Annotated in this window: 21 protein-coding genes; 5 read left to right on the top strand and 16 right to left on the bottom strand. The window is 71.4% G+C overall.

From position 1 onward, the window contains the following. Positions 1–22 precede the first annotated feature (22 nt). From mltG to ABD369_RS16645, 7 genes are all read right to left on the bottom strand, one after another. On the bottom strand, positions 23–1,204 hold the full coding sequence (mltG, locus tag ABD369_RS16675; RefSeq protein ID WP_344637190.1) for an endolytic transglycosylase MltG: 1,182 nt from the start codon (positions 1,202–1,204) through the stop codon (positions 23–25). A 95-nt stretch (positions 1,205–1,299) separates the two neighbouring features. After that, positions 1,300–1,779 (bottom strand): Holliday junction resolvase RuvX, encoded by a 480-nt coding sequence (gene ruvX, locus ABD369_RS16670; protein ID WP_344637189.1) that lies wholly within the window; start codon positions 1,777–1,779, stop codon positions 1,300–1,302. Continuing rightward, positions 1,779–4,448: an alanine--tRNA ligase gene (gene alaS, locus ABD369_RS16665; RefSeq protein ID WP_344637188.1), complete on the bottom strand. Its 2,670-nt coding sequence runs from the start codon at positions 4,446–4,448 to the stop codon at positions 1,779–1,781. Before alaS ends, ruvX begins: the two co-directional genes overlap by 1 nt. Further along, on the bottom strand, positions 4,448–4,900 hold the full coding sequence (locus ABD369_RS16660) for a DUF6167 family protein (protein ID WP_344637187.1): 453 nt from the start codon (positions 4,898–4,900) through the stop codon (positions 4,448–4,450). Before ABD369_RS16660 ends, alaS begins: the two co-directional genes overlap by 1 nt. Before the next feature lie 2 nt (positions 4,901–4,902). Then, positions 4,903–5,379, bottom strand: a complete 477-nt coding sequence (locus ABD369_RS16655) for a DUF948 domain-containing protein (protein ID WP_344637186.1) — start codon at positions 5,377–5,379, stop codon at positions 4,903–4,905. 775 nt (positions 5,380–6,154) lie between these two features. Beyond that, positions 6,155–6,769 (bottom strand): 30S ribosomal protein S4, encoded by a 615-nt coding sequence (gene rpsD, locus ABD369_RS16650; protein ID WP_344637185.1) that lies wholly within the window; start codon positions 6,767–6,769, stop codon positions 6,155–6,157. A gap of 416 nt (positions 6,770–7,185) precedes the next feature. Next, positions 7,186–8,535 (bottom strand): replication-associated recombination protein A, encoded by a 1,350-nt coding sequence (locus ABD369_RS16645; RefSeq protein WP_344637184.1) that lies wholly within the window; start codon positions 8,533–8,535, stop codon positions 7,186–7,188. A 113-nt stretch (positions 8,536–8,648) separates the two neighbouring features. Between ABD369_RS16645 and ABD369_RS16640 the strand changes: the two genes are divergently transcribed. Continuing rightward, positions 8,649–9,149 (top strand): VOC family protein, encoded by a 501-nt coding sequence (locus tag ABD369_RS16640; RefSeq protein ID WP_344637183.1) that lies wholly within the window; start codon positions 8,649–8,651, stop codon positions 9,147–9,149. 3 nt (positions 9,150–9,152) lie between these two features. On the opposite strand, the gene ppk2 is transcribed toward ABD369_RS16640, so the two are convergent. Beyond that, positions 9,153–10,022: a polyphosphate kinase 2 gene (ppk2, locus tag ABD369_RS16635; protein ID WP_344637182.1), complete on the bottom strand. Its 870-nt coding sequence runs from the start codon at positions 10,020–10,022 to the stop codon at positions 9,153–9,155. A gap of 245 nt (positions 10,023–10,267) precedes the next feature. Between ppk2 and ABD369_RS16630 the strand changes: the two genes are divergently transcribed. Further along, positions 10,268–11,173: a LysR family transcriptional regulator gene (locus tag ABD369_RS16630; protein ID WP_344637181.1), complete on the top strand. Its 906-nt coding sequence runs from the start codon at positions 10,268–10,270 to the stop codon at positions 11,171–11,173. Positions 11,174–11,230: 57 nt separating this feature from the next. Here the strand turns inward: ABD369_RS16630 and ABD369_RS16625 are convergent, their stop codons facing one another. The 4 genes from ABD369_RS16625 to ABD369_RS16610 all read right to left on the bottom strand — a co-directional run bounded on the left by ABD369_RS16625 (position 11,231) and on the right by ABD369_RS16610 (position 15,640). Then, on the bottom strand, positions 11,231–11,746 hold the full coding sequence (locus ABD369_RS16625) for a GNAT family N-acetyltransferase (protein WP_344637180.1): 516 nt from the start codon (positions 11,744–11,746) through the stop codon (positions 11,231–11,233). A 119-nt stretch (positions 11,747–11,865) separates the two neighbouring features. After that, on the bottom strand, positions 11,866–13,662 hold the full coding sequence (aspS, locus tag ABD369_RS16620) for an aspartate--tRNA ligase (protein ID WP_344637179.1): 1,797 nt from the start codon (positions 13,660–13,662) through the stop codon (positions 11,866–11,868). Next, complete coding sequence (hisS, locus tag ABD369_RS16615) at positions 13,659–14,921, bottom strand: histidine--tRNA ligase (protein ID WP_344637178.1); 1,263 nt, start codon at positions 14,919–14,921, stop codon at positions 13,659–13,661. Before hisS ends, aspS begins: the two co-directional genes overlap by 4 nt. A gap of 11 nt (positions 14,922–14,932) precedes the next feature. Next, on the bottom strand, positions 14,933–15,640 hold the full coding sequence (locus ABD369_RS16610) for an MBL fold metallo-hydrolase (RefSeq protein WP_344637177.1): 708 nt from the start codon (positions 15,638–15,640) through the stop codon (positions 14,933–14,935). Positions 15,641–15,889: 249 nt separating this feature from the next. Between ABD369_RS16610 and ABD369_RS16605 the strand changes: the two genes are divergently transcribed. Together ABD369_RS16605 and ABD369_RS16600 are read left to right on the top strand one after the other, a co-directional pair. After that, positions 15,890–16,696, top strand: a complete 807-nt coding sequence (locus ABD369_RS16605; RefSeq protein ID WP_344637176.1) for a peptidylprolyl isomerase — start codon at positions 15,890–15,892, stop codon at positions 16,694–16,696. 263 nt (positions 16,697–16,959) lie between these two features. Continuing rightward, a complete protein-coding gene (locus ABD369_RS16600; RefSeq protein ID WP_344637175.1) occupies positions 16,960–18,189 on the top strand; it encodes a DUF349 domain-containing protein in 1,230 nt (409 codons plus the stop codon). Positions 18,190–18,275: 86 nt separating this feature from the next. Here the strand turns inward: ABD369_RS16600 and ABD369_RS16595 are convergent, their stop codons facing one another. Further along, positions 18,276–19,139 carry an NmrA/HSCARG family protein gene (locus ABD369_RS16595; protein ID WP_344637174.1) on the bottom strand — a complete coding sequence of 288 codons (864 nt, stop codon included), beginning with the start codon at positions 19,137–19,139 and terminating at the stop codon, positions 18,276–18,278. Between the two features lie 95 nt (positions 19,140–19,234). Here ABD369_RS16595 and ABD369_RS16590 point away from each other — a divergent pair, with 95 nt between their 5' ends. Continuing rightward, positions 19,235–19,654 carry a MarR family winged helix-turn-helix transcriptional regulator gene (locus ABD369_RS16590; RefSeq protein ID WP_344637287.1) on the top strand — a complete coding sequence of 140 codons (420 nt, stop codon included), beginning with the start codon at positions 19,235–19,237 and terminating at the stop codon, positions 19,652–19,654. Between the two features lie 12 nt (positions 19,655–19,666). Here ABD369_RS16590 and ABD369_RS16585 read toward each other — a convergent pair whose 3' ends face one another. The 3 genes from ABD369_RS16585 to ABD369_RS16575 form a co-directional block, all read right to left on the bottom strand. After that, positions 19,667–20,461: a hypothetical protein gene (locus ABD369_RS16585; RefSeq protein WP_344637173.1), complete on the bottom strand. Its 795-nt coding sequence runs from the start codon at positions 20,459–20,461 to the stop codon at positions 19,667–19,669. Between the two features lie 84 nt (positions 20,462–20,545). Then, positions 20,546–22,957 carry a RelA/SpoT family protein gene (locus tag ABD369_RS16580; RefSeq protein ID WP_344637172.1) on the bottom strand — a complete coding sequence of 804 codons (2,412 nt, stop codon included), beginning with the start codon at positions 22,955–22,957 and terminating at the stop codon, positions 20,546–20,548. Between the two features lie 170 nt (positions 22,958–23,127). Then, the gene (locus tag ABD369_RS16575) at positions 23,128–23,679 is read right to left on the bottom strand and encodes an adenine phosphoribosyltransferase (RefSeq protein ID WP_344637171.1); all 552 of its coding nucleotides are present in this window, start codon (positions 23,677–23,679) and stop codon (positions 23,128–23,130) included. Positions 23,680–23,697 lie beyond the last annotated feature (18 nt).

Genomic DNA, 23,697 nt, shown 5'->3' with positions numbered 1-23,697 from the left:
GTCCATCCGGGGCGAGGCGGCGTCAGTGAGCAGCGGCGCTCGGCGAGGAACCTCTCCCGGCCTGGTTGGCGTTGAATTCGGCGACGTTCTTCTGCTGCTGGTCAAGGCTGTCGGTGAAGCGGGTGTCGCCGGGTTTCACGGTCACGAAGTAGAGCCAGTCGCCGTCTGCCGGGTGGGCGGCCGCGCGCAGTGCGTCCTGCCCGGGGTTGGCGATCGGGGTGGGCGGCAGACCGGCGTGCAGATAGGTGTTGAACGGGGATTCCAGCCTGGTGTCGGCACCGGTCGTGGTGATCGTGGAGCGGCCCAGCGCGTAGTTGATGGTCGAGTCGAGCTGCAGCGGCATGTTCTTCGCCAGGCGGTTGTAGATGACCCTGGCGACCTTCGCCATGTCCTCGGGGTTGTCCGCCTCGCCCTCCAGCAGACTGGCGACGGTCACCAGCTGGTACGGGGACTGGCGGTTGACCGTCGCCGCCGCCTCGACGTTCTCCTCCTGGTACACCCGCAGGCTCTGCTCCACCATCTGCTTGAGCAGGTCGGTCGCGGTGGTGCCGTCGGTGACGGGGTAGGTGGCGGGGAACAGGAAGCCCTCGATCCTCCCGTTGGTGAACTGCGGCAGTTCCAGGTTCCCGAGCTGCTGCTGGGCGGTCTTCTGGGTGGTGCCGGGCAGCAGCTTCAGCCGCTGGTCGATCGCGGCGTAGACCCGGGTGGCCCGCCAGCCCTCGGGGATGGTGAGCGCGTTGGCGTTGGCCGGGTCGAGCAGCACACCCAACGCGGCGGCCGCGGACATCTTCCGCTTCAGCGCGTACGTGCCGGGCTGGATCCGGGTCCCTGCCGGGCTGTTGGCCGCCACATCCGTGAAGGCTTCGACACTGGCCACCACATCAGCTTTCACAAGACTCTTACCGATCTGGGTGAGGCTGGCGCCCTTGGGCACCGACACCGTCACCGCCCCCGTGCCGTTCCCCACGTAGTCGGCCGCCTTGGGCTGCCCCTTCGGCCAGAGCAGCAGCCCGGCGACCACCACCACGCCCGCCACCGCCAGCAACGCCAGGACGCTCAGGCAGCAGGCCGCGGCGGTGCGCCGCCGCCGGGGGTCCGGCGGTCTGTACCCGTACGGCTCACCCGGCGGCAGGCCCTCCGGCTCGGTCACGGGTGCGCCGAGGTGTCCGGGGGTCAGGCCTGGGGTGGCGTACGGGTCGGTCATGGCGGCTTCCTGGTCGTGGTCGGTGGACGACACCACGAGGGGGCCCGTGCGGACGCGTCCGCACGGGCCCCCTCAGGGAAGCTAGACCAGACCGGTCAGTTCATCGGCTCGACGCACTCGCCGGGCGCGCGGCCACTCACCCGTTCGGTCTCCAGGGCGCTCTGCAGGATCACCACGGCCGCTGCCTGGTCGATCACCGAGCGGCCCTTCTTGGAGCTCCGCCCGGAGGCCCGCAGGCCCTGGGCGGCGGTGACCGTGGTCATCCGCTCGTCCACCAGACGGACCGTCACCGGGGCGATCAGCGCGGCCAGCCGTCCGGCGTACGCCCGGACCTTGGCCGCGGCCGGGCCTTCCTTGCCGCTCAATGAGCGGGGCAGGCCGACCACGACCTCGATCGCGTCGTACTCCTCGACGATCTCCTTGAGCCGCGCCTGGGAGCGGCCCCCGGCGGGGACCGTCTCCACGGGCGTGGCGAGCAGCCCGTCGGGATCGCAGGACGCGACCCCGATCCGGGCGTCGCCGACGTCCACGGCGATCCGGCGGCCCCGACGGAAGACCTTCTCCTCGCCGAACATCAGCTCGCGCGCTCCGCGACCAGGGCGCGGACGGCGGCGATCGCCTCGTCCACGGCGGCCGGGTTGCTGCCACCGCCCTGGGCGACGTCGTCCTTGCCGCCACCGCCGCCGCCGAGGGTCTTGGCGGCGGTGCGGACCAGCTCGCCGGCCTTGATGCCGCGCGAGCGGGCGTCCTCGTTGGTGGCGATCACGGTGAGCGGGCGGTCGTTCGCCACGGTGAAGGCGGCGACCACGGCCGGGCGGGAGCCCAGCCGGCCCCGGACGTCCAGGACCAGCTTGCGCAGCTCGTCCGCGCCGGTGCCGTCGGCGACCCTGGCCGCGACCAGGGCGATGCCCCGGACGTCCTCGGCCGAGTCGGCGAGACCGGCGGCTGCCGCGAGGACCTTCTCGGCGCGGAAGCGCTCGATCTCCTTCTCGGCGTCCTTGAGCTTGGCGAGCATGCCCGAGATCTTCTCCGGCAGCTCCTCCGGGCGGCCCTTGACCAGCTCGGTCAGCTGGGAGACCACGGTGTGCTCGCGGGCCAGGAAGCGGTACGCGTCCACGCCGACCAGCGCCTCGACGCGGCGCACGCCGGAGCCGATCGAGGACTCGCCGAGCAGCTTCACCAGGCCCAGCTGGGCGGTGTTGCCGACGTGGGTGCCACCGCACAGCTCCTTGGAGAAGTCGCCGATGGTGACCACGCGGACCTCGTCGCCGTACTTCTCGCCGAACATGGCGATGGCGCCGGCCCTGCGGGCCTGGTCCATCGTCATGACCTCGGCGGTGACGTCCAGTTCGCGGCTCAGCACCTCGTTGATCCGCTGCTCGACGTCGGTCAGCACGCTGCCGGGGACGGCGGCGGGCGAGCCGAAGTCGAAGCGGAAGCGGCCCGGGGCGTTCTCCGAACCGGCCTGGGCGGCCGTCGGGCCGAGCGCGTCGCGCAGCGCCTGGTGGGTCAGGTGGGTGGCCGAGTGCGCGCGGGAGACGGCCCGGCGGCGCTCCACGTCGATGGTGGCGTACGCGGAGGCACCGAGCACCACCTCGCCGAACAGCACCCCGCCGGAGTGCACGATCACGCCGGGCACCGGCTGCTGGACGTCGCGGATCTCGACCACCGCGCCCGACTCCAGGCGGAGCCGGCCGTGGTCGGCCAGCTGGCCGCCGCCCTCGGCGTAGAACGGGGTGCGGTCGAGGATGATCTCCACCTCGTCGCCCTCGGTGGCGGCCGGCGAGGGAACGCCGTCCACCAGCAGGCCGACCACGGTGGCCTCGCCCTCGGTGGCGGCGTAGCCGGTGAACACGGACGCGCCGGCCCGGTCGGCGACCTCGCGGTACGCGGCGACGTCGGCGTGGCCCATCTTCTTGGCCTTGGCGTCGGCCTTGGCGCGGTCCCGCTGCTCCTGCATCAGCCGGCGGAAGCCGGCCTCGTCCACCTGGAGGCCCTGCTCCTCGGCCATCTCCAGGGTGAGGTCGATCGGGAAGCCGTAGGTGTCGTGCAGCTTGAACGCCTGCTCGCCGGAGAGCACCGCGCCACCGGCCTGCCTGGTCTCGGTGACGGCGGCGTCCAGCAGGTTGGTGCCGGCGCGCAGGGTCTGCAGGAAGGCGGCCTCCTCGCCGGTGACGACCGTCTCGATGCGCTTGCGGTCGGTCTCCAGTTCCGGGTACTGCGGGGCCATCGCCTTGATCGCGATGTCGGTGAGCTCCTTGGCCACCGGATCGGTGGCGCCCAGCAGGCGCATGTTGCGGATGGCGCGGCGCAGGATGCGGCGCAGCACGTAGCCGCGGCCCTCGTTGCCGGGGGTGACGCCGTCGCCGACCAGCATCAGCGCGGTGCGGATGTGGTCGGTGACCACGCGCAGCGAGACGTCCGACTTGTGGTCGGCGCCGTAGGTGTGGCCGGTGAGCTCGGCGGCCCGGTCCAGGATCATCCGGCTGGTGTCGATCTCGAAGAGGTTGTCGACGCCCTGCAGGATCGCGGCCAGGCGCTCCAGACCGAGACCGGTGTCGATGTTCTTGCTCGGCAGGTCGCCGAGGATCTCGAAGCCGTCCTTGCCGTCACCGTGGCCGCGCTCGTACTGCATGAAGACCAGGTTCCAGATCTCCAGGTAGCGCTCGCCGTTGACGGCCGGGCCGCCCTCCTCGCCGTAGGCGGGGCCGCGGTCGTAGTTGATCTCCGAGCACGGGCCGCACGGGCCGGGGACGCCCATCGACCAGAAGTTGTCCTTCATGCCCAGGCGCTGGATGCGCTCGGCCGGGACACCGATCACCTCGCGCCAGATCTGCTCGGCCTCGTCGTCGTCCTGGTAGACGGTGATCCAGAGCTTCTCCTTCTCCAGGCCGTAGCCGCCGTCCGCGACGGGAGTGGTGAGCAGCTCCCAGGCGAACTTGATGGCTCCTTCCTTGAAGTAGTCACCGAAGGAGAAGTTGCCGCACATCTGGAAGAAGGAGCCGTGCCGGGTGGTCTTGCCGACCTCCTCGATGTCCAGGGTGCGGACGCACTTCTGCACGCTGGTGGCACGGGTGAAGCTGGGCTTGACCTCGCCCAGGAAGTACGGCTTGAAGGGCACCATGCCGGCGTTGACCAGCAGCAGGGTGGGGTCGTCGGCGACCAGGGACGCCGACGGAACGACAGTGTGCCCGCGCTCCTCGAAGAATCGCAGCCAGCGGCGGCGGATCTCTGCCGACTCCATCAGTGGTCCTTCCGGTTGGGTGTTCCGCCCGGCAGCTCGTCGAGCCGACGGGGCGTTGCAGCTATGGCTTGGGGGGTGGTGCCTTGGGCGGTGGTACGAAGACCGCGGGACGGGGGCAGGGCGGCGGCCGGGGAACCCGGCGCCGCCGAGATAGCTCGGTACTGGGGCTCGGCCCGCAGTGCCCGGCCGCCCGCGAGGCGACGGCGCTGCGGCTCGACCACGGCGGTGCCGTCCAGGCCCAGGTCGGCCCTGAGCTGCTCCTCGCGCTCGGTCATCCCGCTGCGGACCTCGGCGGCGAAACCCTTGGCCAGGTCGCCCAGGTGCAGGGCACCGCGGACCGCGGTGCCCGACAGGCTGTCGGGGGTGAGCCTACGGGTGGCCTCGTCGGCCTTCTTCATGGCCCACACGGTGGCACCGGCGCCGACGGCCATCCAGAAGATTCGTCGGACCATCGTCAGCCCCTCACGGCTCGCCGGACACGGGAGAGCAGGCCGCCTCGCGGCGCGGTGGCCGCCCGGACCTCCGCCCGGATCAGCCGGGCCAGTTCCTCGCGCTCACCCGGCTGCTGCGGGACCGTCAGTCCGGCCTGCCGGCGGTTCACCGCCTTGCGGACGCCGTAGCTGAACGCGGCGACCTTGACCAGCGGGCCCCCGATGGTGGCGGCGACGGTGGAGGAGAGCGCGTTCGCGTTGGCGGCGGCGTCCTGCACGTTGGCGGTGATCTCGTCCACCCGCTCCAACTGCTCGTTGGCGCTGCGGACGGCCGCGCCCGCGTCCACCAGCAGCGGTACGGCCTGCTCGGTCACCGCGGAGACCAGGACGGTGGCCTCCTTCAGCACCCGGGAGAGCCGGACCAGCACCACCGCGAGCAGGGTGACCAGGACCGCCCAGAACACGGCCACCAGCAGGCCGGCCAGCTCTCCCACGGACACCTTGCGCGCTCCCTCGCCTTGCAACTTCCTCAGAGGGGAACCCTACCGTGACCACGTGCGGTTTCCCGACCGGATTCCCCTCCGCAACCGATCTTGCGCACAGGGGTGCCGCTTCGCGGGCACGGCAGCCGCGCGCCCCGCCCCTCACGGCCGGGGCCGGCACGCGCGCGGCTTCCACCCGAAAGCGCCGCCCGCCCTACCGGTGAGTTCGCCGTGAGCCGGGTGTCGGCCGCGTCGTTGTCGCCTTCGACGATCGTCCAGAACCGGGGGCAGCGCATGGAGAACCATCCGAGAACACCGAACCGGCCGACCGCGACGGCCCGCACCGGGAGTGCGAGGCGCGGGCCAGAGCGGGGCTCACCGAGCAGGAGTTCACCGAGGCGTTCGACCTGGGCACCGCGCTCGACCTGGACTCAGCGGTGCTCCGCGCACCCGGCGGCGAGCTGCCCGGCCCGGCCGGCGAAGGAGGCATGCCCGGCCCCAGGCCGCCGGTGCGCCCGTCCCCGGTCCCCATCCGCTGACGCCGGCGAGAGCAGCCCGAGCCGAAGGGCGCGCCGGTGCCGAAAGCGACGAACGACAAGCGAGCGGAGGAGGCGCCCCCGGCCGAAGGCGGGCAAGGCGGGCGGGTGTCGGCACCGGCTCCGTCGATCAGCGGCTCCGCCGCGGGGAGCGCCCGGAGGCGAGCGGGCGAGTAGCAGAGAGGCCCCGGAAAGGGGTGAACCCCCGCAGCCCGAAGGCTGCGGGGGTTCGGTGCCGCAGGGGCACTGCTCGCGGGTCAGCGCGAGTAGTACTCGACGACCAGCTGCTCGTCGCAGACGACCGGGACCTCACGACGCTGCGGGAGACGGTCCAGGCGGAAGGCCAGGGCCTTCAGGTTGACCTCGAGGTACTTCGGGGTCTGGCCCTCGCCCGCGTTGCCACCCTCACGGGCGATCTCGAACGGGGTCTTGGCCTTGCTGCGCTCGCGGACGGTGACGACGTAGCCCGGCTTCATCTGGAACGACGGCTTGTTGACCTTGCTGCCGTTGACCTCGATGTGGCCGTGCACGACCATCTGGCGGGCCTGGTAGATGGTGCGGGCGATGCCCGAACGCAGGACCAGGGCGTCCAGACGGGTCTCCAGCTCGGCGATGAGCGCCTCACCGGTCTTGCCCTGGACCTTCTTGGCACGCTCGAAGGCGCGGGCCAGCTGCTTCTCGCTGAGGTCGTACTGCGCGCGCAGACGCTGCTTCTCGGTCAGACGGACCTTGTAGTCAGAGTTCTGCTTGCGGCCACGGCCGTGCTGGCCGGGCGGGTACGGGCGGGCCTCGAAGTACTTGACGGACTTCGGGGTCAGCGGAACGCCCAGCGCACGGGCAATCTTGACCTTGGGGCGCTTCTGGTTCGCCATGAACCATTACCTCTCTTGCTTTTCGAATACGGCTTCACCAGGTGTTGACGGAGGTTGCTCCTCGCGACCCGGAGAAAACCATCCGGGGATGGTCAGCCGCTCTCCGAGGCCGGGCACATCTGTGCTTGCACACGTACGGCCCACCGCCCATGGGGTGGTGGGCTGCCCGCGACACCGAAACCGGTGCGCAACGCTCCTTGCACTACCCCCGAAGGGGTAATCGGCCGTTGTCCCGCTGGTGCGGCCGGTCGGTCGGGTCTGCACCCCACCGCCAGGCCCGGGACATGGCACTCAGGGCGAGTATACCGTCGATCACTCACGCCCACTGACCACCCTCGGCGCCGCCGGGAGGGCAGGGCCGGCCCGCCGGACCACGGCGCCCCCGGAGGGGAGCCGCGGGAGGCGGCCGGGCGGCGTCACTCGCCCTTCAGCCTGGCCCTCGTCCACTCGACGGTGTCCGCGTAGCGGGCCTCCCCGCCGTGCCTGGTCGGGTGGTAGTACTCCTTGCCGTGGACGGAGTCCGGCGCGTACTGCTGCGCCGCGATCCCGCCGGGCAGGTCGTGCGGGTACTGGTAGCCCTGGCCGTGGCCGAGCTTGCTGGCGCCGCCGTAGTGCGCGTCCCGCAGGTGCGGCGGCACGGCACCGGCCAGCCCCTGCCGCACGTCGGCCAGCGCGGCGTCGATCGCCAGGTACGCGGCGTTGGACTTGGGCGCCAGGGCGAGTGCGATGGCGGCCTGGGAGAGGATGATCCGCGCCTCAGGGAAGCCGATCAGCGCGACCGCCTGGGCGGCCGCCACGGCGGTGGGCAGTGCGGTCGGGTCGGCCAGGCCGATGTCCTCGCTGGCGGAGATCATCAGGCGGCGGGCGATGAAGCGCGGGTCCTCACCGGCCTCGATCATCCGCGCCAGGTAGTGCAGGGTGGCGTCCACGTCGCTGCCCCGGATCGACTTGATCAGGGCGCTGGCGACGTCGTAGTGCTGGTCGCCGTCCCGGTCGTAGCGGACTGCGGCCTGGTTGACCGCGGTCTCGGTGGTGGCGAGGGTGAGCGTGGCCTCGCCCTTCTCCAGTGCCGCACCGGCCGCCGCCTCCAGCGTGGTCAGCGCCCGGCGGGCGTCTCCCTGGGCCAGCCGGACCAGGTGGTCCTCGGCCTCGGCGCTCAGCTCCACGCTGCCCGCCAGCCCGCGCTCGTCCGCCACCGCGCGGCGCAGCAGGGCCCGGACGTCCTCGTCCGTGAGCGACTCCAGGGTGAGCAGCAGGGAACGGGAGAGCAGTGGGGAGATCACCGAGAAGTACGGATTCTCGGTGGTGGCGGCGATCAGGGTGACCCAGCGGTTCTCCACGGCGGGCAGCAGGGAGTCCTGCTGGGCCTTGGAGAACCGGTGGATCTCGTCCAGGAAGAGCACGGTCTCCCGGCCGGTCATACCGACGGCCCGGCGGGCACCGTCGATGACCGCGCGGACCTCCTTGACCCCGGCGGTGATCGCGGAGAGCTCGACGAAGCGGCCCTCGACTGCCTGGCTGATGACATGGGCGAGGGTGGTCTTGCCGGTGCCGGGCGGGCCCCAGAGGATCACCGAGCTGGTGGTAGCAGGGCCCTTGGCGCCGGAGACCAGGCGGCGCAGTGGCGATCCGGGCTTGAGCAGCTGGCGCTGACCCGCGACCTCGTCGAGGGTGCGCGGGCGCATCCGAACGGCGAGCGGGGCCCGGCCGGGCTCCTTGGCCTGGCGTTCCTCGGCGGCTGCGGTGAAGAGGTCCGGTTCTTCCACGCGTGAAGCCTATGCGAGCGGGGTGACAGTTCAGACCGAAGCATTTGGTTCGAATTTGAACCTGATCGGCGTACGCTGGCTGCGCCAGACCTCAGTACCCCCGGGAGCCCACCATGCCCGTCCGCCGCCTCAACCACGCGGTGCTCTGGATCCGCGACGTCGACCGCTCGGTCGCGTTCTACACCGACGTCTTCGGGTTCCGGCTCGATCACCTGATCCCCGGCCGGGCCGCCTTCCTCAGCGCCCCCGGCAGCCTCAACGACCACGACCTGGGCCTGTTCGCGATCGGTGCGAACGCCCCCGGCCCCGAACAGGGTCGGGTCGGGCTCTACCACCTGGCCTGGGAGGTCGGCACGCTCGGCGAGCTGGCCGAGCTCGGCGCCAGACTGGGCGGACTCGGCGCGCTGGTCGGCGCGACCGACCACCTGGTGTCCAAGTCCTTCTACGCCAAGGACCCGGACGGCAACGAGTTCGAGCTGATGTGGCGCGTCCCGCGCGAGGACTGGCCGAGCGAGGACTCCGGGCTGCGTTCGGGCCCGCTCGACCTGGCCAAGGCACTGGAGCGCTGGGGCCCGGACCTGGCCACCGGCGCCGCGGCCGGCCAGCCGACCTGACGGCTACCGCGCCGTCCGCCCGTCCGCCCCGTCGGCCTGCTCCAGCCGCGCCGCGTGGTCCGGCACGTACCTCTGCAGATCACGCGGCGGGCGCCGGTAGCCCTTGGACGGCGGCCTGGGCGGCAGCTCGACCGGCGGCTTCTCGATCTCCCGGTACGGGATGCTGGAGAGCAGGTGGGCGATCATGTTGATCCTGGACCGCCGCTTGTCGTCGCTCTCCACCACGTTCCACGGCGAGCCGGGCAGGTCGGTGTGGGCGAACATCTCGTCCTTGGCCCGCGAGTAGTCCTCCCAGCGGGTGATCGACTCGGTGTCCATCGGTGAGAGCTTCCACCGCCGCATCGGGTCCTCCAGGCGGGAGCGGAAGCGCCGCTCCTGCTCCTCCAGGCTGACCGAGAACCAGTACTTGCGGAGCAGGATGCCCGCCTCGATCAGCATCCGCTCGAAGGTCGGGCACTGGTGCAGGAACTGCTGGTACTCCTCGTCGGTGCAGAAGCCCATCACCCGCTCCACGCCTGCCCGGTTGTACCAGCTGCGGTCGAACAGCACGATCTCGCCCGCCGCGGGCAGCTGTTCGACGTACCGCTGGAAGTACCACTGGCCGCGCTGGCGCTCGGTCGGCACCGGGAGGGCCGCGATCCGGGCCACGCGCGGGTTCAGGTACTCCGTCACCCGCTTGATCGCGCCGCCCTTGCCCGCCGCGTCCCGACCCTCGAAGACCACCACCAGCCGGGCGCTCTCGGCCCGGACCCACTCCTGGAGCTTCACCAACTCACCCTGCAGCCGCAGGAGTTCCTGCTCGTACACCTTCTGGGGAAGCCGATCGGGTGCCGCCGCCACTGTGCCCTCCGCTCGCCGGATGCCGATGAGCATCCACGCTACGGGCGATCCCCCGCCGCCGCAGGTGACGGCGCCGGATCGGACGGTGCCCCCGCCAGGCGTCCGGGCGGCCTCGGCCGCCGGGTTCCCGGGCCGGTCGACGCTCCGTCGGTACGAGGCCGCGATCGGCGACGGCACCGGCAGCCCCCTGCACTGCCGGTACCGGTCCGCCTCGCGGCTGATCAACTCTGCCCTGCCCCGGCGCCCGGGTCCAATAGCCCCTTCCATAACCTTGGGGAATGGACATAGACACCCGGCTGCTGCGCTACTTCACCACGGTCTGCGAGGAGGGCCAGCTCACCGCCGCGGCAGGCCGGTTGTTCGTCTCCCAGCCCACCCTGACCAAGCAGATCCGCAGGCTGGAGAGCGAGCTCGGGGTCACCCTGCTGCGGCGCTCCCGGGAGGGGGTGACGCCCACCGCGGCCGGGCACGCGCTGGCCACCCACGCGGCGCAGATGCTGGAGAGCTGGGAGGACGCGCTGCGGGCCACCCGGCAGGCAGCGGACACGGCCGGCGGCACGCTACGGGTGGGCTTCTCGGGCAGCACCATCAACCTGGTCGGCCTGCCCACCATCGCGGAGTTCGGCCGCCGGATGCCAGGTTGGCAGGTCCGGATGCGCCAGAACAACTGGGTGGACCCCACCTCGGGGCTGGCCTCCGGCGAGACGGATCTGGTGCTCTGGCACGGTCCGGCGTCGCTGGCACGGGAGTTCGCGACCGCCGTGCTGGGCACCGAGGAGCGCTGGGTGGCGCTCTCGGTCGAACACCCGCTGACCGCCCGCGAGTCGGTGGACCTCGCCGATCTGCTGGACGAGCCCTTCGTGGCGATACCGCAGGAGTCGGGTGCCTGGCGGGACTACTGGCTCGGCGTGGAGGAGCGCGGCGGCAGACCGGTCACGATCGGCGCCGTGGCGCACAACGCCGACGAGTGGCTGGCGGCGATAGCCTGCGGGCAGGGCCTCGGTTTCACCCCCGAGTCGATGCGGCGCCTCGCCCAGCGCCCGGATGTGGCGTTCCGCCCGGTGCGAGGCCTGAGCCCCAGCCAGGTCGGCCTGTACTGGCTGCGCGACCGGCCGGCGACCCCCGCGATGGACGCCTTCATCCGCAGCTGCCGGGAGACCATCGCGGTGGGGGCGAACCGGTAGGACGCGGGAAGCTCGCGCCCGGCAGGAGGGCGCACCTCCCGCCCGCGAGGCGGTGGTTCAGCTCGCCTCGAACGGCGTCGGGTAGCGGCACAGGCCGCGCGGGCGCCCGTCGTAGGAACTGAGCGGCAGTGCCTGGAAGTACTCGTCGCGGACCGGGAACGGCCCGGTGACCTCGTGCCGGGAGGCCGGGGTGAAGCCGAAGTGCCGGTAGTAGTTGGGGTCGCCGAGTACCACCACCAACCGCTCCCCGGCCGCGTCCGCCGCGTCCAGGGCGGCCTGCACCACCAGCCGGCCCACGCCCTTGCCCTGCCACTCGGGCGCGACCGCCACCGGGGCGAGCGCCAGCCCCTCGTCCTGGCCGATCCGGAGCCGGGTCAACAGCGCGTGCGCGACGACCAGTTCGCGCTCCGCCAGGTCGGTCACGGCGACCACGGAGAGCTGGTCAAGCCAGGACGGGTCCCGGCGCAGCGCGTCCACCAGATCGGCCTCGTCCGGCCCGGGGAAGGCGGCCATGTGCACGCGTCTGGTCGCCGGAGCGTCCGAGGGGCGCTCAACTCTGATACGTACGGTCATGCCTAGTCCTCCGCTAGTCACACCCCGTTGTGGGACGTTGTGGACCGGCCCCGGCCAGGTGTCGGGGACACCGGACCGGGGCCGTGAAGGTGATGCTACTGATCCGACCGGACCGTTCGTCAGCCCTCGTTCGAGACCTCGGCCTTGGCCTTGGCCTCGGCCGCGGCCTTGGGCTGCGCGTCGACACCGGCCTCCCGGCGCTGGGCCGCGGTGATCGGGGTCGGCGCGCCGGTCAGCGGGTCACCACCGGTGGAGGTCTTCGGGAAGGCGATCACGTCCCGGATGGTGTCGTACCCGCCGAGCAGGGTGACGATCCGGTCCAGGCCGAAGGCGACGCCACCGTGCGGCGGCGGGCCGTAGTTGAAGGCGTCCAGCAGGAAGCCGAACTGCGAGGTGGCCTCCTCCTCGGAGAGCCCGATCGCGTCGAACGCCCGCTTCTGCACGTCGCGCTGGTGGATGCGGATCGAACCGCCGCCCAGCTCCGAGCCGTTGAGCACCAGGTCGTAGGCGTTGGAGAGCGCACTGCCCGGGTCGGTGTCGAAGGTGGCCAGCGACTCGGCGGTCGGTGCGGTGAACGGGTGGTGCACCGCGTGCCAGCCCTGGAACTCGCCCTTGTCGTCCTCGATCGGCTCGAACATCGGGAAGTCGACCACCCAGAGGAAGGCCCACTTCGACTCGTCGATCAGGTTGCAGCGGCGGCCGATCTCCAGTCGGGCGGCGCCGAGCAGCTCCTGCGAGGCGGTCTTCCGGCCGGCCGCGAAGAAGACCGCGTCGCCCGGCTTGGCACCCGCGGCGGCGGCGAGGCCTGCCAGGTGCTCCTCGGAGAGGTTCTTGGCGACCGGGCCGCGCAGCTCACCGGTCTCGGCGTCGACCAGGACGTACGCCAGGCCCCGGGCGCCGCGCGCCTTGGCCCAGTCCTGCCAGGCGTCCAGCTGCTTGCGCGGCTGCGAGGCACCGCCGGGCATGACCACCGCACCGACGTAGGGCGCCTGGAACACCCGGAACCCGGTGCCCTTGAAGTACTCGGTGAGGTCGGTGAGTTCCTGGCCGAAGCGGACGTCCGGCTTGTCGGAGCCGTAGCGGGACATGGCGTCCGCGTAGCTCATCCGGGGCAGCGGGTTCGGGATCTCGTAGCCGTGCACCTCGCGCCAGATGGCACCGATGATCTTCTCGCCGAGGGCCAGGATGTCCTCCTGGTCGACGAAGGAGGCCTCGATGTCCAGCTGGGTGAACTCCGGCTGCCGGTCGGCGCGGAAGTCCTCGTCGCGGAAGCAGCGGGCGATCTGGTAGTAGCGCTCCATGCCGGCCACCATCAGCAGCTGCTTGAACAGCTGGGGCGACTGCGGCAGCGCGTACCAGGAACCGGGCTGCAGGCGGACCGGGACCAGGAAGTCGCGGGCGCCCTCGGGGGTGGAGCGGGTGAGGTACGGCGTCTCGATGTCGAGGAAGTCGTTCTCCTCCATCACCCGGCGGATGATGTTGTTGACCTTGGAGCGCAGTCGCAGGCCCTTGGCCGGACCCTCCCGGCGCAGGTCCAGGTAGCGGTAGCGCAGCCGGACCTCCTCGTTGACCGTGCCCGGCTCGTACTCGGCGACCGGGAACGGCAGCGGGGCCGCCTCGGAGAGCACCTCGATCTCGCTGACCACGACCTCGACCTTGCCGGTCGGGATCTCCGGGTTCTCGTTGCCCTCCGGGCGGACGCGCACCTCGCCGACCACCTTGACGCAGTACTCGGCGCGCAGGCCGTGCACCGACTCCAGGTCGCGGACCACGATCTGCACGGTGCCGGAGGCGTCGCGCAGGTCGATGAACGCGACACCGCCGTGGTCCCGGCGGCGGGCGACCCAGCCGGCCAGGGTGACGGACTCTCCGGCGTGCTCCGCGCGGAGCGTGCCCGCGTCGTGCGTGCGGATCACAGCTGCTTCTCCTTCAGGGTGGATACGAGTGCTTCGAGGGCGACGGGGGTCTGCTCGCCGGTGGTCATGTCCTTGAGCTGGACGACCCCTTCGGCGAGATCTCGGTCCCCGGCGACCAGGGCGAAGCGGGCGCCGGAACGGTCGGCGGACTTCATGGCGTTCTTGATCCCCTTGACGCCGAAGGCGAGGTCGGTGGCGACGCCGGCCCGGCGCAGCTCGATCACCTTGGCGAAGAGCACGTTCTTGGCCTCCTCGCCGAGCGCCACGGCGTAGACCGAGGTGGCGCCGGGCAGGTCGAGGGTGATGCCCTCGGCCTCCAACGCGAGGTAGGTGCGGTCCACCCCGAGGCCCCAGCCGACCGACGGCAGCGCGGGGCCGCCGAGCATCTCGGACAGGCCGTCGTAGCGGCCGCCGCCGCCGATCGCGGACTGGGCGCCGAGACCGTTGTGCACGAACTCGAAGGTGGTCCGGGTGTAGTAGTCCAGGCCGCGGACCAGCCTCGGGGCGTCCTCGAAGGCGACACCCGCGGCGGTCAGCAACTCGCGGACCTTCTCGTCGTACGCCTTGCAGTCCTCGCACAGGTAGTCGCGCAGGCGCGGGGCGTCGGCCAGCTGCACCTGGATGTTCTCGCGCTTGTCGTCCAGCACGCGCAGCGGGTTGATCTCGCAGCGGCGGCGGGTCTCCTCGTCCAGGACGAGGGTGCGCAGGAACTCCTGCAGCGCGGCGCGGTAGACCGGGCGGCACTGCTTGTCGCCCAGGCTGTTGATCAGCAGCTTGTAGTTGCGCAGGCCCAGCGAGCGGAAGGCGTCGTCGGCCAGGATGATCAGCTCGGCGTCCAGCGCCGGGTCCTCGGCCCCGAGCGCCTCTGCGCCGACCTGGGCGAACTGGCGGTAGCGGCCCTTCTGCGGGCGCTCGTAGCGGTAGAACGAGCCCGAGTACCAGAGCTTCACCGGCAGGTTGCCGAGCTTGTGCAGGTTGGCCTGGAGCGCGGCGCGCAGCACGGAGGCGGTGCCCTCGGGGCGCAGCGCGAGGTCCTCGCTGCCGCGCTTGGTGAGGGAGAACATCTCCTTGGTGACGATGTCGGTGGACTCGCCGACACCGCGCGAGAAGAGCTTGACGTCCTCGAAGACCGGCGTCTCGATGTAGCCGTACCCGGCCCGGCGCAGCGGCGCGGAGAGGCGCTCGCGGATCGCCAGGAAGGTCGCGGAGCTGGGCGGCAGCAGGTCGTAGGTGCCCTTGGGGGCGGTGAAGGTACTCAACTTCTCTTCCGTCACATTCCTCGTCGCGGGAAAGCTGGAGCGTCCGCCGCTCCGGCTACCTGCCTGAGGTAGGGGTTGGTGGCGCGCTCACGGCCGATGGTCGTCTGGGAGCCGTGGCCGGAGAGGACCACGGTGGCGTCGTCGAGGGGCAGGCACACCCGGGCCAGCGATTCCATGATCGCCTTGCTGTCACCACCCGGGAGGTCCGTGCGCCCGATGGAGCCGGCGAAGAGCAGATCGCCCGAGAACAGCACCGGAGGAACCTCTCCGGCCGCGGGCGTCCTGAAGGTCACCGACCCCCCGGTATGGCCGGGCGCGTGGTCGACGGTGAGCTCCAGGCCCGCCAGTTCCAGGACACTGCCGTCCTTCAACTCCCGTACGTCGTCCGGCTCGCCGACCGTGATCGAGCCCATCAGCTGCTGCCCGAGCGAGCGGCCGAGCGCCCGTTCCGGGTCGGCCATCATGTAGCGGTCCTCGGGGTGGATCCAGGCCGGCACGTTCCGGGCACCGCAGACCGGCACCACCGACGCGATGTGGTCGATGTGCCCGTGGGTGAGCAGCACGGCCACCGGCTTCAGCCGGTGCTCGCGGATCAGGTCCTCGACGCCCCGGGCCGCCTCGTGGCCGGGATCGACGATCACGCACTCCTCACCGGCGGCCGGGGCGACCAGGTAGCAGTTGGTACCCCAGGCTCCGGCTGGAAATCCGGCGACGAACACGTGACGTCCTCATGCTCTCGGGTGGCGGTGCCTTCCCTGATTCGTCACCGCTGGTCTCACCGCAGCCTACCGGCGGTACGGCACCGGTTGCGAACCAGATGGCGGTGAGTCCGCCCCGGGCCCCGCTGACTCGCGGCCGCCGGAACCTCCGGTTGATCCCGCACTTACGCACGAGGTCTTTACACTTGGCCGCCAGCGGGTGGGATGATCCCGCACAACAAGCAGGCACGACATCAGGAGACACGGCCGGTGGTCAGCAGCGAACAGCGGCGGCGGCAGCTCGCCCGCGAGAAGTACGAGCGGCAGATGGAGCGCCGGGTCGAGGCCCGGCGCAAGGCCAAGCGCCGCAACGCCGTCGTGAGCGCAGCCGTCGCGGCCGTCGTGGTGATCGCCGGCGCCGGCGCCTGGGCGGGCGGCATGTTCGACAAGAGCGCGTCCAAGAACGCCGCACCGCACGCCGCACCGACCCCGACCGCGGCCCCCACCCCGGTCAAGGGCTGCACCGCCCCGGCGCCCGGCAAGCCGAACGGCAAGCAGTGGAAGGCCGAGCCGGCCATGTCCGTCGACTCCGGCGCCAAGTACACCGCCACGCTGGACACCAGCTGCGGCAAGGTGACCTTGGAGTTGGACGCCGCGAAGGCGCCGCACACGGTCAACTCCTTCGTCTTCCTCGCCGGCGAGCAGTACTTCGACCACACCAAGTGCCACCGGCTCACCACCTCGGGCATCTACGTGCTGCAGTGCGGCGACCCGACGGGCACCGGATCCGGCGGCCCCGGCTACCAGTTCGCGGACGAGAACCTGACCGGCGCGACCTACCCGGCGGGCACCGTGGCGATGGCCAACGCCGGACCGGGCACCAACGGCAGCCAGTTCTTCCTGGTCTACAAGGACACCCAGCTGCCGCCCAACTACACCCCGTTCGGCAAGATCACCGGCGGCCTGGACGTACTGAACAACATCGCCGGCGGCGGCGAGAACGACGCCAACGGCCCTGGCGACGGCGCCCCGAACGCCAACGTGGTGCTGAACTCGGTTACCGCCACCAAGAGTTGATACTCTGCGGCGCTGCCTCCCGCTCCCGCGCGGGCGGCTCGGGAGGCAGCGCCGCCAGAAATCGCCCGGCCCGGATGCGGACAGCACCGGCGCTGGTCGCCTATGTTGCTGTTGTATAGGGTGCCCTGACCGTCAGCCGTCACCCTCGGCGCGAACAACTCGACGGCTCGGACGGCGGACTCCATCGGTCCGCCGCACATCAACTGTGGACGACGTACGCGCACCACACTCGGGTGGGCGCGACGTCATGTGGAGGAGGCGCTGTGAGCAGCGACCCGTGGGGCCGTGTCGACGAGCAGGGGAACGTCTACGTCAGGACGGCCGAGGGTGAACACCTCGTCGGCTCCTGGCAGGCGGGCTCCCCCGAGGAGGCCCTCGCCTACTTCGAGCGCAAGTACCAGGGCCTGGAAGCCGAGATCGGCCTGCTGGAGCACCGCGTCCGCAAGACCGACCTGGCCGCCAAGGACGCCCAGACCGCGCTGGAGCACCTGCGCCAGCAGGTCGTCGAGGCGCACGCGGTCGGCGACCTGGCCTCGCTCGCCCAGCGGCTCGACACGCTCAGCGGCGAGATCGAGTCCCGGCAGGCGGAGCGCAAGGCGGCTCGCACCAAGGCCCAGGAGGACGCCCGTACGGCCAAGGAGAACCTGGTCGCCGAGGCCGAGCGGCTCGCCGAGTCCACCCAGTGGCGGGAGGCCGGCGACCGGCTGCGCGCCCTGGTGGACACCTGGAAGAGCCTGCCCCGTCTGGACCGCAAGAGCGACGACGAGCTGTGGCACCGCTTCTCGCACGCCCGCTCGGTGTTCTCCAAGCACCGCAAGGCACACTTCGCGACCCTGGACGCGGAGCGCGAGAGCGCCCGCGCGGCCAAGGAGCGGCTGGTCGCCGAGGCCGAGGCGCTGTCCGACTCCACCGACTGGGGCGACACGGCCGCCGCCTACCGCGACCTGATGGCGCGCTGGAAGGCCGCCGGGCGGGCCCAGCGGGACGCCGAGGAAGAGCTGTGGGCCCGGTTCCGGGGCGCGCAGGACGTCTTCTTCCAGGCCCGTGCCGCCGCCTTCAGTGAGCGGGACGCCGAGCAGGGCGAGAACCAGAAGTTGAAGGAGGCCCTGCTGGTCGAGGCCGAGGCGATCCTGCCGGTCACCGACCTCAAGGCCGCCAAGGCCGCGCTGCGCGACATCAGCGAGCGCTGGGAGGCTATCGGCCACGTGCCGCGCGACGCCCGGCCGAAGCTGGACGGCCGCCTGAACGCGGTCGAGCGGGCCATCCGCGAGGCCGAGGACGCCGAGTGGAAGCGCTCCAACCCGGAGGCCAAGGCCCGCGCCGCCGGTATGACCGGTCTCCTCCAGGCCGCCGTGGACAAGCTCCAGGCCGACCTGGACAAGGCCCGTGCCGCCGGCAACGCGAGCAAGGTCGCCAAGCTGGAGTCCGAGCTGGCCGGCCGTCGGGCCCTGCTGGACCAGGCCCAGAAGAGCCTGCAGGAGTTCAGCGGCTGAGTACCGCTGCGACAGGGGCGCCGGTCCTCGTCCGGCAGCCCGCGCGGCCGTCCACGCGGCCCCCGGCGCCCCTGTCCCCGCCCCGCCTACAGGCGCCACTGCTGTTCGGCGGCCCAGTCCGCGAAGCGCTGCCAGCCCACCTCGGGATGGTCCCGGCGCAGCCCTTCCACGTCGACGTCCAGGCCGACCTCGGTGAAGTAGCGGAACATCGCGGCCAGATCGGCCGAGTACGCCTCGATCTCGGCGAGCGGCTTGGTCTCGAAGCCGATCGGCCGCCCACACACCCCGCTGAGCACCTCTGCGATCCCGGGACAGGTGAGCCGGTCGGAGGCGATGTCGACCCGCCGCCCGGCGAACTCCTCGGGCCTGGCGAGGACCTCGGCCGCGAAGACCCCGATGTCCCGCGCGGAGATCAGCGCCAGCGGACGGTCCGCGGGCAGCGGCAGCACGAACCTCCCCTCCCGCAGGCCGCTCAGCGTCCACTCCCCGGTGTAGTTCTCCATGAAGGCCGCCGGCCCGAGCACCGTCCATGGCACGCCGAGCCCGGCCAGGTGCCGCTCGATCCGGTACTTGCTGTCGAAGTGCGGGATGCCGGTCCCCCGGTCCGCGTGGGCGGCCGAGCTGAACACGATCCGGCCGACCCCCGCCGCCGCGGCGGCGTCCAGCAGTGCCGTTCCCTGCCGCACCTCCGTCCCGGTGTCGGTGCCGAAGGGCGTGGACATCGCGAAGAGCGCGTCCACCCCGCTCAGCGCCGCGTCCAGCGACTCCCGCCGGTCGAAGTCGGCGAACACCACCTCCGCCCCGGCGGCGCGCAGCCGCGCGGCGACGGACGACTGCGGCAGACGGGTGAACGCCCGCACGCGAAAGCCCCGTTCCAACAGGGCGAGGGCGGCCGCTCCGCCCTGGGCGCCGGTCGCACCCGCGACGGCGACATAGGATTCATTCGTCATGCAGGAACTGTATGACGCAATCTCTGCGTCGCGCAGATATTTTTCGGAGGTGACCGGTGCGGCCGACCGAACTGGAGCAGGAGTCCCGCCGCTACATGGCCGCGTACGCCCTGTTCAACCAGGCGATCGCGGACCATCTCGGCCTGCACCCCACCGATGTGCAGTGCCTCAATCTGCTGACCCTGGAGAGCGGTCCGCTCACCACCGGGCGGATCGCCGAGCTCACCGGACTCACCAGTGGCTCGGCGACCCGTCTGGTCGACCGCCTGGAGAAGGCGGGGTACGTGACCCGCCGCCGCGACAGCTCCGACCGGCGGCGGGTACTGGTCGAGCCGGTGCCCGAGGCGACCCGGCGGCTCGGCGAGCTCTGGGCCCGCCTGGGCGAGGGTTGGCAGACGCTGCTGGTCGGGTACAGCGACGCCGAACTCGCCTTCCTCGCCCGTCACATGCGCCGCACCACCGAACTCGCCGCCAGGCAGGTCGGGCTGCTCAGGGAGATGGGCCGGGCCGGGTAGGCGCCGGCCGGATCAAGTGGTCGCCGTCCCGGAGGGAGTCGACCCGAAGATCTGGGTGAGCCGGTTGAGGTCGATGCTCTGCGAAGGCGCCGGGGTGGTCTTCTTCACCGGCACGGAGAACTCCTTGAAGTTGAGCATCTCGCTGCCGATGCCGCCGGTCCGCTGGAAGTGGAGCGGGTAGGGCCGGCCCTGGGTGGCCACCCAGAGGGTGCCGTGCTCCTCGCCCTTGGTGCCCAGTACGGACACCGCCGGGACGCCGTTGCTGGAGCCCTGGGGGCCCGTGGTCAGGTCGACCCCGGTGGGCGACAGCGAGTCGGCCAGCTGGGACAGGTCGCAGATCGAGGCGAGTTCCAGGAACTGCACGTTGTCGGCGGTGGTCTTCAGGTAGCGGTCGCCCACCAGCTTGGCCACCGCCTGTCCGCCGTGGTTCTGCCAGAACGCCTGGTCGGGCTTGACCCAGAGGTCGTTGCCCACCCTGGTGACCTGGAAGTTGCCGAGGAAGCTCTCGCTCACGGAACCGTTGCAGTTGCCGCCGACGTCCATCGACAGGTCGAAGGTGACCAGGTTGACGCCGTCGTCGATCCGGCCGTTGACGTGGGACGAGTGGCCGTCCTTGAGCGCCTTGATCGCCGACAGCACGACGTTCGGCCCGGACAGCTTCGCGACACCGTTGGACGCTAAGGCGGCGGACGGTGAGGCCGAGGGCGAGGGCGAGTCGGCCGCCAGGGCCGTGCCACCGCCTCCCAGCGCGCCTGCCGTCAACGCCGCACAGGCAAGTGCGGTCACAGTCGTCAGCTTGAGGTTCATGGGGCCTCCCACCACTGGGTTGACTCTTCCCAGCCTGTACCGGCAGGAGGCCCCGCGCACATCAGAGCGGCTTCGGCGGCCGGATCACTTCCGTCCGGAGGTGACCCGGTACACGTCGTACACGCCCTCGACCCCGCGGACCGCCTTGAGCACGTGCCCGAGGTGCTTGGGGTCGCCCATCTCGAAGGTGAAGCGGCTCATCGCCACCCGGTCCCGGGAGGTCTGCACCGCCGCCGAGAGGATGTTGACGTGCTGGTCCGAGAGGACCCGGGTGACGTCCGAGAGCAGCCGGGAGCGGTCCAGCGCCTCGACCTGGATCGCCACCAGGAACACCGAGGACTGGGTGGCGGCCCACTCGACCTCGATCATCCGCTCCGGCTGCTGGGCCAGCGACTCCACGTTGACGCAGTCCGAGCGGTGCACCGAGACGCCGTTGCCGCGGGTGACGAAGCCGACGATCGGGTCGCCCGGCACCGGGGTGCAGCAGCGGGAGAGCTTGACCCAGACGTCGTCGACACCCTTGACGATCACGCCCGGGTCGCCCTTGGCCCGGCGCCGCGCCGCACGGCCCTGACGGGTCGGGGTGGCGGTCTCGGCCAGGTCGTCGGTGGCTTCCTCCTCGCCGCCGAGCGCCTGCACCAGCTTCTGCACGATGTTCTGCGCCGCGACATGGCCCTCGCCGATCGCCGCGTAGAGCGAGGAGATGTCGGGGTAGCGCATCTCGTGTGCCAGGGTGACCAGCGAGTCGCCGGTGAGGATGCGCTGGATCGGCAGGCCCTGCTTGCGCATCGCCCGGGCGATGGCGTCCTTGCCCTGCTCGATCGCCTCCTCGCGGCGTTCCTTTGAGAACCACGCCTTGATCTTGTTCCGGGCGCGCGGGGACTTGACGAAGCTCAGCCAGTCCCGGGACGGGCCCGCGTTCTCCGCCTTGGAGGTGAACACCTCGACGGTGTCGCCGTTCTCCAGTGTCGACTCGAGCGGCACCAGCCGGCCGTTGACCCTCGCCCCTATGCAGCGGCAGCCGACCTCGGTGTGCACCGCGAAGGCGAAGTCCACCGGGGTGGCGCCCGCGGGCAGCGCTATGACGTCGCCCTTCGGGGTGAAGACGAAGACCTCGTTGTTGGAGAGGTCGAAGCGCAGCGACTCCAGGAACTCGCCCGGGTCCTCCGTCTCCTTCTGCCAGTCCAGCAGCTGCCGCAGCCAGGCCATCTCGTTGACCGCCCCGGCCTTGTCCTCCTTGCGGACCTGGGTCGGCGTGTCGGTACGGATCTTGGAGGCGCCGGCCACCGCGCGCTGCTTGTACTTCCAGTGCGCGGCGATGCCGTACTCGGCGCGGCGGTGCATGTCGAAGGTGCGGATCTGAAGCTCGACCGGCTTGCCGCCGGGACCGATCACCGTGGTGTGCAGCGACTGGTACATGTTGAACTTCGGCATGGCGATGTAGTCCTTGAACCGCCCCGGCACCGGGTTCCACCGCGCGTGGATGGTGCCCAGCGCCGCGTAGCAGTCGCGGACGGTGTCGACCAGGACCCGGATGCCCACCAGGTCGTAGATCTCGGCGAAGTCGCGGCCCCGCACGATCATCTTCTGGTAGACCGAGTAGTAGTGCTTCGGCCGGCCGGTCACCTGAGCGGTGATCCGGGCGCCCTTCAGGTCGCCCTGGACCTGGTCGATCACGGTGGCCAGGTACTCGTCCCGCTTGGGCGCGCGCTCGGCCACCAGACGCACGATCTCGTCGTACATCTTGGGGTAGAGGATCGCGAAGGCGAGGTCCTCCAGCTCCCACTTGATGGTGTTCATGCCCAGCCGGTGCGCCAGCGGGGCGTAGATCTCCAGGGTCTCGCGGGCCTTCTTCTCCTGCTTCTCCCGCTTGAGGTAGCGCATGGTGCGCATGTTGTGCAGGCGGTCGGCCAGCTTGATCACCAGGACCCGCGGGTCCTTGGCCATCGCCACGACCATCTTGCGCACGGTCTCGGCCTGCGCGGCCTCGCCGAACTTGACCCGGTCCAGCTTGGTGACGCCGTCCACCAGCAGTGCGACCGAGTCGCCGAAGTCGCGGCGCAGCGTCTCCAGGCCGTAGTCGGTGTCCTCGACGGTGTCGTGCAGCAGCCCGGCCATCAGGGTGGGGGCGTCCATGCCCAGCTCGGCCAGGATGGTGGCGACGGCGAGCGGGTGGGTGATGTACGGGTCGCCGCTCTTGCGCTTCTGTCCGCGGTGCCACTTCTCCGCGACCACGTAGGCGCGCTCGATGTCGCGCAGCAGGGCCGGGTCGGCCTTCGGGTCGTTGTCCCTGATGGTGCGGAACAGCGGCTCCAGCACCGGGTTCAGCATCGTGCCGCGCTGGCCGCCGAGGCGGGCCAGGCGCGCTCGCATGCCACCGGAGGACGAGAGCCGCGAGATGGCGGGCGGCGCCGGACGCACCGGGGTGGCCCCCGAAGGCGCGGGCCGGTTCTCGGGGGCGGCGGCCTCGGCCGTGGGCTGGGCCTCGTCGGGCAAGGGCACTCCTCGGGGCGCGTTGCCTTCCCCTTCGCGCGACCGGGAAGGGGTGAATCTTCATGGTACCCAGCCCGGAACTGCGGCGTTCGACCGCCCGGCGTGCGAGCGGCCCGAGCGAACACGCGCGGGGCGGCGACCACGTGTGTGGTCGCCGCCCCGCGCGGTCTTGCTCAGACCAGGACCAGCGTCTCCAGCGGAGCGCCGCCCAGGTGCTCGGTGAGCCGGTCACGGCCGGGCAGGAAGCCCAGCTCCATCAGCACGACCACACCGGCCGGCTCGGCACCGGCCTGCCGGACCAGGTCCAGCGAGGCGCTCAGCGTGCCGCCGGTGGCCAGCACGTCGTCCACCACCAGCACCTTCTCGCCCGGCTCGAAGGCGTCGCACTGGACCTCCAGGGTCGCCGAGCCGTACTCCAGCTCGTAGGAGCGGCCGTACACCTCGCCGGGCAGCTTGCCCTTCTTGCGGATCGGCACGAAGCCGAGCCCGGCCGCGTACGCCGCCGGGGCCGCCAGGACGAACCCCCGTGCCTCCAGACCGACCACCTTGGTGGCGCCGTGTGCCTTCGCCCGGCTCGCCAGCGCGTCGACGAGGGCCGCGAAGGCCTCCGCGTCGGCGAGCAGCGGAGCGATGTCCTTGAACAGCACACCCGGCTTCGGGTAGTCGGGGACGTCCCGGATCCTGCTGTTCAACAGCTCGGCGAGGGCGGGATCGGAAACGGTCACGGGGGTTCCTCTACTGCG

It is taken from the genome of Kitasatospora cystarginea, from assembly GCF_039533515.1.
GTDB lineage: Bacteria > Actinomycetota > Actinomycetes > Streptomycetales > Streptomycetaceae > Kitasatospora > Kitasatospora cystarginea.
This window is presented reverse-complemented; position numbering and strand designations above follow the sequence as displayed.

What these genes read in the sequence shown, in the direction of transcription:
- mltG (WP_344637190.1), bottom strand. Translation starts at nt 1,204, where the DNA reads ATGACCGACCCGTACGCCACCCCAGGCCTGACCCCCGGACACCTCGGC.
- ruvX (WP_344637189.1), bottom strand. Translation starts at nt 1,779, where the DNA reads ATGTTCGGCGAGGAGAAGGTCTTCCGTCGGGGCCGCCGGATCGCCGTG.
- alaS (WP_344637188.1), bottom strand. Translation starts at nt 4,448, where the DNA reads ATGGAGTCGGCAGAGATCCGCCGCCGCTGGCTGCGATTCTTCGAGGAG.
- ABD369_RS16660 (WP_344637187.1), bottom strand. Translation starts at nt 4,900, where the DNA reads ATGGTCCGACGAATCTTCTGGATGGCCGTCGGCGCCGGTGCCACCGTG.
- rpsD (WP_344637185.1), bottom strand. Translation starts at nt 6,769, where the DNA reads ATGGCGAACCAGAAGCGCCCCAAGGTCAAGATTGCCCGTGCGCTGGGC.
- ABD369_RS16640 (WP_344637183.1), top strand. Translation starts at nt 8,649, where the DNA reads ATGCCCGTCCGCCGCCTCAACCACGCGGTGCTCTGGATCCGCGACGTC.
- ppk2 (WP_344637182.1), bottom strand. Translation starts at nt 10,022, where the DNA reads ATGCTCATCGGCATCCGGCGAGCGGAGGGCACAGTGGCGGCGGCACCC.
- ABD369_RS16630 (WP_344637181.1), top strand. Translation starts at nt 10,268, where the DNA reads ATGGACATAGACACCCGGCTGCTGCGCTACTTCACCACGGTCTGCGAG.
- ABD369_RS16625 (WP_344637180.1), bottom strand. Translation starts at nt 11,746, where the DNA reads ATGACCGTACGTATCAGAGTTGAGCGCCCCTCGGACGCTCCGGCGACC.
- ABD369_RS16595 (WP_344637174.1), bottom strand. Translation starts at nt 19,139, where the DNA reads ATGACGAATGAATCCTATGTCGCCGTCGCGGGTGCGACCGGCGCCCAG.
- ABD369_RS16590 (WP_344637287.1), top strand. Translation starts at nt 19,235, where the DNA reads ATGGCCGCGTACGCCCTGTTCAACCAGGCGATCGCGGACCATCTCGGC.
- ABD369_RS16585 (WP_344637173.1), bottom strand. Translation starts at nt 20,461, where the DNA reads ATGAACCTCAAGCTGACGACTGTGACCGCACTTGCCTGTGCGGCGTTG.